This is a genomic window from Apilactobacillus kunkeei, from assembly GCF_001421115.1.
In the GTDB taxonomy this organism is placed as follows: Bacteria; Bacillota; Bacilli; order Lactobacillales; family Lactobacillaceae; genus Apilactobacillus; species Apilactobacillus kunkeei_F.
In genome coordinates this window covers 66,002-80,506 of record NZ_JXCW01000003.1, presented here as the reverse complement: position 1 = coordinate 80,506, position 14,505 = coordinate 66,002, and the positions used below count along the sequence as shown (strand labels likewise).

Here is a 14,505-nt window from a genome sequence, read left to right as displayed (position 1 = left end):
CTACCTAAAATACATAGGTTTCATCTTTAACTTTATCTTTACTGTTTAGTTTATCATAATACTTTCTAACATGCCAATTAATCAAAATTTTAATTATCTAATGTTAGTTTTTCCACATGTGTATATACATAACCACGGTTGTCGTAGTTTGTGGATATCTCAATGTTATCCCCAGCTCTTAGAATTGTATCTCCATCAGGGATAATGTATTGTTCATTTCTTTTGATAGAACTAATCAAACAACCATCTGGCCAATTGATTGATTTAACGGCTTTACCATCCATGTCTGATCCCAATTGAACTGAGAAATATAGGTTGGTCAGTTGTCCACTTGTTGACAACTTTTGCGGGCTCAACATCTTTTGCAACATTTCGTTATAGATTGGACTACCGCCTAGTAAGTCGGTAACTTCGTAGGCCACTAATGTGACAAATGCCAATGACATTAGGTTTTGCAATGATCCAACCATTTCAGTGATAAGTAAAATAGCTGTAAATGGTGCCTTTCCGACACAGGCGAAGAACCCACTCATGGAGATGATGATGAAGTTAACAAAATAACTTTGTGGTAATACGCCGAATTGAATCAACACCTCTGCATAAATTGCCCCAATTAATGCCCCTAATGAAAGCATTGGTAGGAAAATGCCACCGGGTAATCCAGTTGAATATGATAGTATCGACATCACGAAACGAATCAACAAGAACCATAGCAATACCGTAATGGTTGGTGCGGCCTTGGCAATCGTTAATACCATTGTGCTACCCCCACCGACGATTGAGGGTAAGTACATTTCAAATGGGATGACTAGGATAAATGGAATCAATACCCATACAATATTTGGAACCCAGTCTAACTTGACGTACCAATCATTGACGTGGAGTGTGGCATACTCATAAATTAATCCACCGATTCCAATCACGATTCCTAATCCGATTAAGTATGGATAAATATGTAATGGAATCACATGTGAATAACTCATGTGTAATACCGGCACCTTTCCAAAGACCGCAGTTGAAACGAAGTTCGCGCTAATTGCGGCTGAAAGTGAAGTTAACCAGACCGATGTTGAAAAGTTATGATAGATTTCTTCTAGCACGAACAATGTACTGGCGATTGGAGCATTAAATGCAGCTGCTAAACCAGCTGCTGCCCCACCAGAGATAATCGTTTTACGCGCTTGCTTTGTTTGTTTAAAGGTATCTGCTAGTCCCTGAGCGGTAGCAGCACCCAATTGAATTGAAGGACCTTCACGGCCTAAAAATAGCCCACTGGAAATGGCAAGTACTCCACCAATGAACTTCTTGCTTAAGACAGAGAACCATGAATAGTCTAGTTCACCGTTTAACTGCCCTTCAACCTGTGGAATCCCTGATCCCTTGATGTTTTTATCTCGTTTTACTAAGTAATATACGAAAAATGCGATTAGTAAATTCAAGATGATTAAACTAATTAGTACAAACAAATTAGTTCGCGCTAGCTTCGCTAGTTTTAAAAATTGGTCCGATAGTCCTTCAATCGATACTCTAAATAGACTAACCACCATTCCGACTGCCAATCCAATTAATAAACCGTACAGCACTGATTTAAATCGTCTTAAATTATCACTTTGCAATATGTTCGCCTTCTTTTAGTTGGTATAACAATCATACCATATAATTTTATGTACAAAAAAAGCATTGAAATAATTCAATGCTTTTTTTAGTAACAGTTAGTTATTATTTGTTAATAACGTTGTTACGAGCTTCTTCAGTTAGGTTGTAGAATGAGTTGATACCCTTGTATTCTGCAACTGAAGCTAATTGATCTTCAATTCTCATTAGTTGGTTGTACTTAGCGATACGTTCACCACGACTCATTGAACCAGTCTTAATTTGACCAGCGTTTAGAGCAACAACTAAGTCAGAAATTGTAGTATCTTCAGTTTCACCTGAACGGTGTGAGATGATAGCTGTGTAGTTAGCTTCCTTAGCCATTTCAACAGCGTTTACAGTTTCTGTTAAAGTACCAATTTGGTTTAGCTTGATAAGGATTGCGTTAGCAACACCCATCTTAATACCCTTTTGTAGGTAATCAGTGTTAGTTACGAATAAATCGTCACCAACGATTTGAACTTTCTTACCTAGACGTTCAGTAGCCATTTGCCAATCTGCCCATTCGTTTTCATCCAATGGATCTTCGATTGAGATAATTGGGTACTTGTCAACTAATTGTTCTAGTAATGTAACAAATTCATCAGCAGAGTATGACTTACCATCACCTACTAAGTTGTACTTCTTAGTTTCTGCATCGTAGAATTCTGAAGCAGCACAGTCAAAGGCGATTGAAACGTCTTTACCTGGCTTGTAACCAGCACGTTGGATAGCTTCTACTAAGATTTCGAATGGTTCTTCGTTGTTCTTCAAGTCAGGAGCAAAACCACCTTCGTCACCTACGGCAGTTGAGTAACCTTTTTCGTTCAAGATAGCTTTTAAGTTGTGGAAAGTTTCTGAACCCATACGAACGGCTTCTTTAACAGTTTCCGCACCAACAGGCATAATCATGAATTCTTGGAAGTCAACTTTGTTGTTGGCATGCTTACCACCATTGATAACGTTCATCATTGGTGTTGGTAATACGTGTCCATTGAAACCACCTAAGTAGTTGTATAAAGGAACACCTAGTTCATCAGCAGCAGCACGTGCAGCAGCTAATGAAACACCTAAAATAGCGTTGGCACCTAACTTACCTTTGTTAGGAGTACCATCTAATTTAATCATAGCTTCATCAATAGCAACTTGATCAGTTACATCGTAACCTACGATTTCCTTAGCGATAATGTTATTAACGTTGTTAACAGCCTTAGTAACACCTTTACCCATGAAACGGTTTTTATCACCGTCACGTAATTCAACGGCTTCGTGTTCACCAGTAGATGCACCTGAAGGAACGATACCGCGTCCCATTGCACCTGCTTCAGTATATAGTTCTACTTCAACTGTAGGATTTCCACGAGAATCTAGTACTTCTCGAGCATAAATATCTGAAATAATTGACATTTTATTCTCTCCTTAATGAAAGTTGTTACCTCGGAATCAAGGCTACCTTCATTTTATTATTTTACAGACCAAGTTTCAATAAAAAACTGTTCAATCTGCTAATTATTTTGGTAATTGACAATTTTGATGAATTCTTTGGCCTTTAAACTACTCTTTCCAGGTAAGACCCCATCAACATCATCTTGACTCATAATTTCTGAAACATTTCTAGCGTTAACGCTTCCCCCGTAAACGATTCGGATTTGGTTGGCAATATCATCACCATACAAATCTTTCAATGTTTCACGAATTAGAAAACATGCTTCTTGAATTTCAGCACCACTGGCTGATTTTCCAGTTCCAATTGCCCAACTTGGTTCATAACCAATAACAATCTTTTTAGCATCGTCTTCTGAAATCCCCTTTAATGCTTCAATGACTGGATTTACTACCCAGTTCATTTCATCATAGGTCTTTCTCTTGGCCATTGTTTCATCACAACAAATAATTGGCACCATGTTGTTAGCTAAAACGGCCTTAACCTTTTTGTTAATCATCTTATTGGTTTCGCCAAAATATTTACGACGTTCTGAATGACCTAACATAACGTAATTAACGCCCATATCAGCAAGTGCCATCGGACTTACTTCGCCGGTGTATGCACCTGAATCTTTGTAGAAACAGTTTTGGGCGGCAGTTTTTAGATTTGTTTCTTCTTTACAAAATCTAGTTAATACATCCATGTAAATTGATGATGCAGCAATTGCGCATTCAACGTCTTTAGGATCTGGTAGGTTTCCTTTGACTGCATCTAAGAATTCTTCAACTTCATGTAATGTTAAATTCATTTTCCAATTTCCAACGATAAAAGGAGTTCTCATTTTTTACCTCCTATTCTTTTAAACAGATTATTACAAATCGCTATATATCAATAATATCACTAAATAATTGATATTAACAAATTGCGCATGCTGTTTTAATAAAAATTTCACTCCTTTTATTATACAAAAAAAAGACCCGATGTTATACATCGAATCTTAAAAAGATATTATTCTTATTTATCAGTAATAGCGGCGATACCTGGAAGAGTCTTACCTTCCATGTATTCTAGTGAAGCACCACCACCGGTTGAAACGTGTGATAGCTTGTCAGCTACACCTAGTTCGTTACATGCGGCAGTTGAGTCACCACCACCAACAACAGTAGTAGCGTCAGTTAAGTCACCTAAGAACTTACCAATAGCTAGAGTACCCTTAGCAAAGTTACTCATTTCAAATACACCCATAGGTCCGTTCCAAACTACAGTCTTAGCGTCTCTTAGAACGTTTTCGAATAGTTCGATACTCTTAGGGCCAATGTCTAGTGCCATTTGGCCATCAGGAATGTTTTCACCAACTACTTGAGTAGGTGCATCATTGTTGAATTCTGGAGCAACAACTGAGTCAACAGGTAGAACGATCTTGTCGCCACCCTTTGCTAGGATTTCCTTAGCAGTGTCAATCTTGTCCTTTTCAACTAATGAGTTACCAATAGTGAATCCCTTAGCTGCGTAGAATGTGTAAGTCATACCACCACCAATGATGATGTGGTCAGCCTTGTCTAATAGGTTATCGATAACACCAATCTTATCTGAAACCTTTGCACCACCTAAGATGGCAACAAATGGTCGTTTAGGATTGTTTACGGCACCACCGATAAACTTAATTTCTTTTTCCATTAGGAAACCAGCGGCAACTGGCTTGTTTTCTGCTTCCATTGCACGTGCAATACCAACGTTTGAAGCATGTTCACGGTGAGCAGTACCGAATGCATCGTTTACGAAGCAATCACCTAGTGAAGCCCAGTATTGACCTAACTTAGGATCGTTACCAGATTCACGTTTTACGTTTTCACCATTTACAACATCTTCAAAACGAGTGTTTTCAACAACAACGATGTCACCATCATTCATGTTGTTGATAGCTTCTTCAAGCTTTGCACCTTCAGTTTCGGGAACAAAAGTAACAGGTTTGTCAATTAGTTCAGAAAGCTTTGCAGCAACTGGACGTAATGATAGTTCCTTCTTGTCATCTTCAGTCTTGATACGACCAAGGTGAGAGAATAGAACTGCCTTTCCACCATGTTCGATTACGTATTTGATTGTTGGAATAGCACCAACGATACGACTTGTGTCACCAACAACACCGTCTTTAATAGGAACGTTGAAGTCGACACGCATTAAAACTTTTTTGCCTTTTAAATCTAAATCAGAAACAACTGTCTTAGCCAATCTAGATTACCTCCCAAAAATTATTTAAAATTGATGTAACAATTTCAATATACTTCATTTATTTCTTTATTTCAAAGAATTTCTAAGCAGAAAGTAATTGTTATAAAAAATGGAGGAGGCAATTGCCTCCTCCACCTTATGCCTTGCTAAATTATAATTTAGATTATAGTTGAGCGAAGTGTAGTAAAGTACGAACCATGTTGCAAGTGAAGCCCCATTCGTTATCGTACCATGACCATACCTTAACAAGTTGGTCATCACCAAAAGTAGTAACATCAGTTTGAGTAGCATCAAATACTGATCCGTGAGTATCACCAATGATATCACTTGAAACGATTGGTTCATCATTGTAACCAAATGCTTCGTTACCTTCAGTGTATTCTTTCATCTTAGCGTTAACTTCGTCAGCAGTAACGTTCTTCTTGTCAACGATAGCAGTTAATTCAGTTAATGAACCGTCAACGATACCAACACGTTGAGCCACACCGTTTAACTTACCATCAAGTTCTGGAACAACAAGACCTAAGGCCTTAGCAGCACCAGTTGAGTGAGGAATAGTGTTAGTTGAAGCAGTACGGTTGTTTCTGAACTTCTTACCACGAGGGCCATCTAGGATAGCTTGAGTTGAAGTGAATGCGTGGATAGTAGTCATAGTACCAACTTTGATACCAAAGTCTTTGTTTAAGAAGTATGCTGTAGGAGCGATACTACTTGTAGTACATGAACCAGCTGAAACGATCTTGTCGTCAGCAGTTAGAGTATCCAAGTTAACACCAGGAACAACAGTCTTGATTTGACCTGCAGGTGCAGAGATTAGAACACGCTTTGCACCAGCGTCTAAGTGAGCTTGTGATTTTTCTTCTGAAGTGTAGAAACCAGTACATTCTAGTACAAAGTCAACACCATCATTTTTAACCCATGGTAGGTCAGCGGCATTGCGTTCAGCGTAAACTGGAACTTCCTTACCGTCAACAACGATTCCGTTATCGGTTGAAGTAACTTCACCTGGGAATTTACCATGTGTTGAATCATATTTTAATAAGTATGCAAGCATTGAAGGAGTTGTTAAATCATTAATAGCAGCAACTTCAATATCGTCTGAGTTTAGTTCGTGGATACGTTTGAAAGCCAAACGACCAATACGACCAAAACCGTTAATACCAATTTTTACAGTCATAACTGTTTTCCTCCTAGAGAAATAAATTTGAGTACTACGTACGGATTAAATACTACTACTTTTTTACCGATCAGTCTATAATACATGCTCAGTAATTTTAAAAAAATAACCAGTACTAATTTGTAACAGTTATTTTCTGTATCAAATCCTTACACTCTAAGTATATCAGTGCCAATTTTAGTTTGCAAATCAATTACCTCAGTGTGTTTCTTGAATTTAACCCCCTTTTCATTTATAGTTTAACCTGTTGAAATGCATCTGTAGTGTAATGGATAGCACTAAAGATTCCGGTTCTTTCGATGGGGGTTCGATTCCCTCCAGATGCATTGGTGATTAAGTCAGATAAAATCATTTGACCTTAATTGACCATTGAGATAAAATTAATATAATTCAAATTGAATTGAAAGCAAGGGAGGATAAAATTATGAATTTAGTCCCAACTGTCATTGAACAATCATCAAACGGTGAACGCGCATATGACATTTACTCAAGATTATTAAAAGACAGAATTATTATGTTATCTGGTCCAATTGAAGACAACATGGCAAACACCATCATTGCTCAATTATTATTCCTAGATGCACAAGATTCTGAAAAAGACATCTACTTATACATCAACTCACCTGGTGGTGTTGTAACAGCCGGTATGGCCATCTACGACACTATGCAATTCATCAAGGCTGATGTTCAAACTATCGTTATGGGTATGGCTGCATCAATGGCCAGTGTCTTGGCTTCTTCAGGTACTAAGGGTAAGCGTTTTGCTCTACCTCACTCTGAAGTATTGATTCACCAACCTTCTGGTGGTGCTCAAGGTCAACAAACTGAAATTGCTATTGCTGCCGAATCAATCTTAAAGACTAGAAAGATGATCAACGAAATCTTAGCTCAAAACTCAGGTCAATCAATTGAAAAGGTTAACCTAGATACTGAACGTGATAAGTACTTAAGCGCTCAAGAAGCTGTTGACTATGGATTGATTGATAGCATCATGACTAACAGTTCTGAAAGAAAATAATTAGATAATAAAAAAGACGTTAACTTCGGTTAACGTCTTTTTTTGTGCCTTTTTATGAAACGGCTTCTTCTCTAATTTTATCAGCGAATTCATTAATCTTTCTCAAGCGGTGGTTGATTCCTGACTTAGAAATCGCCCCACTTGGCAATGACTCACTTAATTCCTTCAAACTAACTTCTGGCATCTTCATTCTGGTGATGGCAACTTCATATAGTTTTTCAGGTAACTTATCTAATCCGACAGTGTCATCAATGAATTGAATATTAGAAATTTGCTTAGTTGAAGCATTAGCAACCTTGTTCATATTAGCATTCTCACAGTTTACTAATCTGTTCACAGAGTTTCTCATATCACGCATGATTCTGACATCTTCGAATTTCAACATCGCATTAGTTGCACCAATTAATTGCAAGAAGTTAGCAATCTTTTCAGCTTCCTTCAAGTATGTGATGTATCCACTTCTTCGATCGGTAGTTCTTGAATTCAATTCGTATTTATTCATCATTTCTGAAATCATGTCATTGTGTTCTTCGTACAATGAATAGATTTCTAGATGGTATCTAGAAGTTTCTGGATTGTTAACAGAACCCCCAGCTAAAAAGGCCCCTCTTAGATATGATCTCACTTGAGAATCATCCTTTAGTAATTCGATTGGCACTCTTTCCACTATTTGGTAGTTATCAAAAATCCCTAAATCATCTAAAATTGCTTGAGCTTGGTTAGCAATTCTTACGACGTAAACATTGTTCTTGTTTAACTTCATTTTCTTTCTAACAACAAGCTTACTTTCCACCTCGTAGAATTCTAAAATCAATTTATAGATACGACGAGCGATGGCTGGGTTTTCGGTTTGAATATTTAAAATAATTTTGTGATTGGCTAACGAAATCGAACCGTTCATTCGAATTAACGCCATTAATTCTGCCTTGGCGTTTTCTTTATGAACTTCTAGAGTCGTTAGCTCCTTTTTTACGTCACTTGCGTATGACATTTTTAATCATCCTATCTTTTTGAAACAAGTTTGAATAATGTATCGGCAACCTTTTTTCCATCATGGAATGCCCCTTGGTGACTTAACATTAAGAAGTCATCATAAATGCATTCACATCCCATTGCCTGAATTGCTTTTTCATCATGTTTAACCGGATTTTCAATCTCGTTAAACACTTCTCGATTAATTAAATCGGTATCAACTGGTTGTTTGTTTACGATTACGACATCAATGAAGTTGGACTTCATGTGACGGTTCAACACTTCAACGTGTTGAGCGTCTGAAAAATGGTCAGTTTCGCCCTTTTGCGTCATGATATTACAAATGTACACCACCTGTGCTTTAGACGCTAAAACAGCCTCTCCTAGGTTCTTAATCATTAGGTTTGGCAATATGCTGGTGAATAAACTGCCCGGGCCTAACACAATCAGGTCAGCAGCCAAAATGGCATCAATGACCTTTTGGTTAGCATGTGGAATTTCGTCTTGATTGTCACTGGATTCTACCCAAACGCGGTTAATTTTTTTATCCGCATAGGTAATTTCATATTCACCAGTCATGGTTGAACCATCCTCGAATTCAGCGCATAGCTGTAACTTCTCGTTGGTGGCTGGATAAATCTTACCAGTGATTTCCATCATCTGACTTAGTGCTTCAACGGCGATGTTCACATCACCCTTCATTTCTGTCATCGCAGCAATGATTAAATTACCCAGCGAATGTTCAGACAAGAAATGATCGCCTTTTTTAAAACGATATTGAAATAAGTCCAGTTTGTCCTTCGACAAGTTAGATAATGAAACTAAGACATTTCGAATATCTCCAGGAGGAACAATATTAATTTCATTGCGCAAACGACCTGATGATCCACCGTCATCCGAGATGTTAACAATCGCGGTGATGTCGACATTTTCATTCTTTAGGTTGTTTAAGATTACTGGTAAACCAGTTCCGCCACCGATGACGACAACGTTTTTTCTAGCTTTCTTGTCTTTCATCCAATCGTTTCCTCCTTTCAATTTTTTCAACTAAGAAAGTATAACACACATACCCGGGCGTGTCATTTCAAAGTCAAATAAAAAAGCGTGTCATCACGCTTTTTTTATTTTCTTGATTCTTTAGTTCGTTTGGTATCACGCTCTAAGACTGGCTTTAAGTATTGACCAGTATAGCTTTCCTTGACCTTCACGATTTCTTCAGGAGTTCCAGTAGCAATGATTTCACCACCACCGTCTCCTCCTTCAGGTCCAAGGTCGATAATGTGATCGGCAGTCTTAATCACGTCTAGGTTATGTTCGATAATTAAAACAGTGTTGCCTTGTTCGACTAGTTCGTGTAGGACGACTAACAAACGGTTAATGTCATCTGTGTGTAAACCAATGGTTGGTTCATCTAAGATGTACAAGTTATTTCCAGCTGACTTCTTGTATAGTTCAGAAGCTAGCTTCATTCTTTGTGCTTCCCCACCAGACAAGGTAGTTGCTGATTGGCCAAGTTGAACGTAGCCTAAACCTACTTCATCAATGGTTTCTAGTTTTCTAGTAATCTTTGGAATTGATGAGAAGAAATCTAGTGCTTGATCAACGGTCATGTCCAAGACATCGGAAATATTCTTGCCTTTGTATTCTACTTCCAGTGTTTCAGCATTGTATCGTTTACCATGGCAAACTTCACAAGGCACGTAAACATCTGGTAAGAAGTTCATTTCAATCTTTAGAATTCCATCCCCATGACAGGTTTCACAACGACCACCCTTAACATTGAAACTGAAACGACCCTTTTGGTATCCACGAAGTTTAGCTTCGTTAGTTTCAGCAAACAATGTTCTAATGTCGTCGAATACTCCGGTGTATGTTGCCGGATTACTACGAGGAGTTCTTCCGATTGGGCTTTGGTCAATGTTAATTAGCTTATCGATATTCTTGTAACCAGAGATTGACTTGTACTTACCTGGTTTTTCGGAGTTGTGGTTTAGTTTTTGAGCAATTGCACGTTTGACAATGCGGTTAATCAATGTTGATTTACCTGATCCTGAAACCCCAGTTACAACGTTAAATTCACCCAATGGAATTTCGGCTGTAACGTTCTTCAAGTTGTTTTCAGAAGCGCCGGTAACCTTAATCTTCTTACCGTTACCCTTACGACGTTTTAATGGAACTGGAACAAACTTCTTACCTGATAGGTATTGACCAGTCAATGAGTTGTCGTTTTGAGCGACTTCATCGGGAGTTCCAACGGCCATCACCTTTCCACCATTAGTTCCGGCACCAGGTCCGATATCAACGATGTAGTCAGCAGAACGTTGGGTATCTTCACCGTGTTCTACGACAACTAAGGTATTACCCAAGTCACGCATTGATTTTAGTGAAGAAATCAAACGGTCGTTATCACGTTGGTGTAAACCAATTGATGGTTCGTCCAATACGTATAGCACCCCTGATAGGTTTGAACCAATTTGAGTGGCTAAACGAATACGTTGTGATTCACCACCAGATAGAGTTCCGGCGGTTCTGGAAAGTGTTAGATAATCCAATCCCACGTTCTTTAAGAAAGTTAATCGATCAATGATTTCCTTTAGAATTGGTTTGGCAACGACACTATCCTTTTCACCAAACTTCAATTGCGAGAAGAAGGTTAGTTCTTTAACAACGTCTAGGTCAGTAGCTTCACTGATGTTTAAGCCATCCACCTTCACACTTAGTGCTTCCTTGTTTAAACGGAAACCGTAACAGGTTTGACATGTTAATTCAGTCATATATAGACGCATTTGGTCTCTAGTGAAATCACTATTAGTTTCCTTGTAACGACGGTCAATATTGTTAATAACCCCTTCAAAAGGTGCATCGGTGTCTCTAATTCCACCGAAGTTACTGTTGAAATGGAAGTGGAATTCTTTCCCGTTTGAGCCGTATAAAATTAGGTCACGTTGCTTCTTAGGAAGCTTTTTAAACGGAGTATCCATATCGATACCAAAGGCTTCACAGGCTTGTTCTAGCAAGCTTGGATAGAACTTGGAACTAATTGGATTCCAGGGTTCAATTGCCCCTTCATTTAATGTCTTATCCCTGTCAGGAACAACTAGGCTTTCATCTACTTCTAGTTTCATCCCTAAACCATCACAGCTTGGACATGCACCAATTGGTGAGTTGAATGAGAATAGACGTGGTTCCAATTCACTAACGGTAAATCCACAAAGTGGACATGCGTAGTGTTCGGAGAAAATCAAGTTATCACTCTTACCCATTAAGTCGGCAACGGCATAACCATCGCTTAGTCTCAATGCGGTTTCAAGTGAGTCTGATAAACGAGACTTAATACCATCTTTAACGATGATTCTATCAACCACGATTTCAATGTCGTGGTACTTGTTCTTGTCTAGTTGAACGTCATCTTCGATTTCGTGAACTTCACCGTCTACACGGTATCTAACGAAACCTTCACGTTTAATCTTATCGATAACCTTCTTGTGTTGACCACGTTGTTGTCTAACGACTGGTGATAAGATTTGAAGTTTAGTTCTTTCAGGTAACGCAAGGACTTCATCAATCATTTGATCAATTGATTGTCTGGTAATCTTGGTCCCATCGTTTGGACAGATTGGCGTTCCAACACGTGCCCATAACAATCTAAAGTAGTCGTTAATTTCAGTAACGGTTCCAACTGTTGAACGTGGATTCTTGGAAGTAGTCTTTTGGTCAATCGCAATCGCTGGACTCAAGCCTTCGATTGAATCAACGTCTGGTTTATCCATTTGACCCAAGAATTGACGTGCGTATGAAGACAAACTTTCAACGTATCGACGTTGTCCTTCAGCATATAGTGTATCGAATGCCAATGAACTCTTTCCTGAACCTGATAAACCGGTCATAACAGTCAATTTGTTCTTAGGAATTTCAACACTGATGTCTTTTAAGTTATGTGCTCTAGCACCTTTAATGACAATTTTATCGTTTTGCAAGTTTTTGCCCCCTTACATTTGACCCTTTAATTCCATGACAGTATCACGCAAAGCTGCCGCCTTTTCGAAATCAAGTTTAGCAGCTGCATGCTTCATTTCTTTGGTCAATGTTTCAATCATTTGCTTTTGATCCTTCTTAGATAGCTTTTGGAAGTCTGATTCTACAAATGAGTGGTCTTCTGAAGAATCGTCATTCTTATTATTGTCGTAACTAATAAGGTCTCTAATTGGCTTCTTGATGGTATGTGGTGTAATACCATGGTCTTCGTTATATTTCTTTTGAATACTTCTTCTTCTAGCGGTTTCATCAATCGCTTTTTGCATTGAGTCGGTCATGTTATCAGCATACATAATAACCGCACCATTTTCATTTCTGGCGGCACGACCAATGGTTTGAATTAATGAACGTTCATTTCTTAGGAAACCTTCCTTATCGGCATCCAAGATGGCAACCAAGGATACTTCAGGAACGTCGATTCCTTCTCTTAGAAGGTTAATTCCAACCAATACATCGTATTTACCCAAACGAAGATCACGAATAATTCTGGTACGTTCAAGCGTCTTAACGTCAGAATGTAGGTATGCAACCTTAATTCCTAAGTCCTTTAGATAGTCGGTTAAATCTTCGGACATCTTCTTGGTCAAGGTGGTTACAAACGTTCTTTCGTTCTTGGCAATTCGTTCGTTGATTTCACCAACTAAGTCATCCATCTGACCCATGATTGGACGCACTTCGACAGTTGGATCCAATAGTCCAGTTGGACGAATGATTTGTTGAACGATGTTCTTTTCAGCGGTTTCTTCTAGTTCACGTGGACCAGGAGTCGCTGACATGTAGATGGCTTGGTTAACACGTTCTTTGAATTCAGGCATCTTCAATGGACGATTGTCCAGAGCACTTGGAAGTCTGAATCCATATTCGATTAAACGTTCTTTTCTGGCCTTATCACCATTATACATTCCACCTACTTGTGGCAATGTTTGGTGAGATTCATCGACAACTAACAAGTAATCGTCTGGGAAGAAATCTAGTAATGTGTAAGGAGCTTCACCCGGTTTTCTGTTATCCATATATCTGGAATAATTTTCAATCCCGTTGGTGTAACCCATTTCGGCCATCATTTCGATATCGTATGTGGTACGTTGCTTCAAGCGTTGGGCTTCTAGTAACTTACCCTCTTTTTCAAATTTGGCAACTTGTTCCTTCATTTCTTCCTTGATGCCCTTTAAAGCGTGATCCATGTTTTGATCATCGGTCAAGAAGTGGGTCGCTGGGAAGATGATGATGTCGTCTTTCTTACCAATGAATTCACCGGTCAATGTATCGATTTCTTTGATTGAATCAATTTCATCACCGAAGAATTCAACTCGGTATGCATGTTGATCCCCAGAAGCTGGGAAAATGTCGACAACATCCCCGTGGACCCTGAAACGACCACGTTGGAAATCGATATCGTTTCTATCAAATTGAATTTCGACTAACTTTCTAAGTAGTTCATCTCTTTCAATTTGTTGACCAACACTCAATGGAATGGTGTGCTTGTAGTATTCCTTAGGGCTACCTAATCCAAAGATTGATGATACGGATGCGACGATAATAACATCATTTCTAGTAAGCAATGAGTTAGTAGCCGCATGACGAAGTTTATCAATTTCATCATTGATTGAAGAATCCTTTTCAATGTAGGTATCACTGGATGGAACGTAAGCTTCCGGTTGATAGTAATCATAATAACTGACAAAGTATTCAACCGCATTGTTAGGGAAGAATTCCTTAAACTCACTGTATAGTTGACCAGCAAGTGTCTTATTATGAGACAAAATCAATGTGGGCTTATTAACGTTTTTAATCACATTAGAAATGGTAAAGGTCTTACCTGTCCCAGTAGCACCTAATAAGATTTGGTTCTTTTGACCATCCAATACACCCTTAGTTAACTTACTAATTGCTTCAGGTTGGTCTCCAGTAGGTTTGTATTTCGAAACTAAATCAAATTTATTGTTCTCTTCACGTTTTATTTCCAAACAAAGTCCTCCTTTGTTTTTAACTCGGAGCTCTAGGCTCGTTCACTGT

10 protein-coding genes and 1 tRNA gene are annotated in these 14,505 nt (G+C 38.5%); 2 read left to right on the top strand and 9 right to left on the bottom strand.

The genetic code is table 11. The features are described from left to right. Positions 1-89: 89 nt before the first annotated feature. The 5 genes from RZ55_RS01980 to gap form a co-directional block, all read right to left on the bottom strand. Positions 90-1,616, bottom strand: coding sequence for a ClC family H(+)/Cl(-) exchange transporter (locus RZ55_RS01980; protein WP_241772084.1), 1,527 nt, complete (start codon positions 1,614-1,616; stop codon positions 90-92). A gap of 103 nt (positions 1,617-1,719) precedes the next feature. Then, positions 1,720-3,039, bottom strand: coding sequence for a phosphopyruvate hydratase (gene eno, locus RZ55_RS01975; protein WP_034531957.1), 1,320 nt, complete (start codon positions 3,037-3,039; stop codon positions 1,720-1,722). Between the two features lie 98 nt (positions 3,040-3,137). Next, complete coding sequence (tpiA, locus tag RZ55_RS01970) at positions 3,138-3,899, bottom strand: triose-phosphate isomerase (protein WP_041152544.1); 762 nt, start codon at positions 3,897-3,899, stop codon at positions 3,138-3,140. Positions 3,900-4,072: 173 nt separating this feature from the next. Then, a complete protein-coding gene (locus RZ55_RS01965; protein WP_053791565.1) occupies positions 4,073-5,287 on the bottom strand; it encodes a phosphoglycerate kinase in 1,215 nt (404 codons plus the stop codon). Positions 5,288-5,450: 163 nt separating this feature from the next. Then, positions 5,451-6,464, bottom strand: coding sequence for a type I glyceraldehyde-3-phosphate dehydrogenase (gene gap / locus RZ55_RS01960; protein ID WP_034531952.1), 1,014 nt, complete (start codon positions 6,462-6,464; stop codon positions 5,451-5,453). Between the two features lie 254 nt (positions 6,465-6,718). Between gap and RZ55_RS01955 the strand changes: the two genes are divergently transcribed. After that, a tRNA-Arg gene (locus RZ55_RS01955) sits at positions 6,719-6,790 on the top strand. A gap of 98 nt (positions 6,791-6,888) precedes the next feature. Next, positions 6,889-7,482: an ATP-dependent Clp endopeptidase proteolytic subunit ClpP gene (gene clpP, locus RZ55_RS01950; protein ID WP_034531950.1), complete on the top strand. Its 594-nt coding sequence runs from the start codon at positions 6,889-6,891 to the stop codon at positions 7,480-7,482. A gap of 52 nt (positions 7,483-7,534) precedes the next feature. On the opposite strand, the gene whiA is transcribed toward clpP, so the two are convergent. From whiA to uvrB, 4 genes are all read right to left on the bottom strand, one after another. Further along, positions 7,535-8,473 (bottom strand): DNA-binding protein WhiA, encoded by a 939-nt coding sequence (gene whiA, locus RZ55_RS01945; protein ID WP_034531949.1) that lies wholly within the window; start codon positions 8,471-8,473, stop codon positions 7,535-7,537. An 11-nt stretch (positions 8,474-8,484) separates the two neighbouring features. Further along, positions 8,485-9,471 carry a gluconeogenesis factor YvcK family protein gene (locus RZ55_RS01940; protein WP_053792518.1) on the bottom strand — a complete coding sequence of 329 codons (987 nt, stop codon included), beginning with the start codon at positions 9,469-9,471 and terminating at the stop codon, positions 8,485-8,487. A 104-nt stretch (positions 9,472-9,575) separates the two neighbouring features. Then, on the bottom strand, positions 9,576-12,431 hold the full coding sequence (gene uvrA, locus RZ55_RS01935) for an excinuclease ABC subunit UvrA (RefSeq protein ID WP_057175621.1): 2,856 nt from the start codon (positions 12,429-12,431) through the stop codon (positions 9,576-9,578). A 12-nt stretch (positions 12,432-12,443) separates the two neighbouring features. Further along, positions 12,444-14,450 (bottom strand): excinuclease ABC subunit UvrB, encoded by a 2,007-nt coding sequence (uvrB, locus tag RZ55_RS01930; protein WP_080997692.1) that lies wholly within the window; start codon positions 14,448-14,450, stop codon positions 12,444-12,446. Positions 14,451-14,505: the final 55 nt, after the last annotated feature.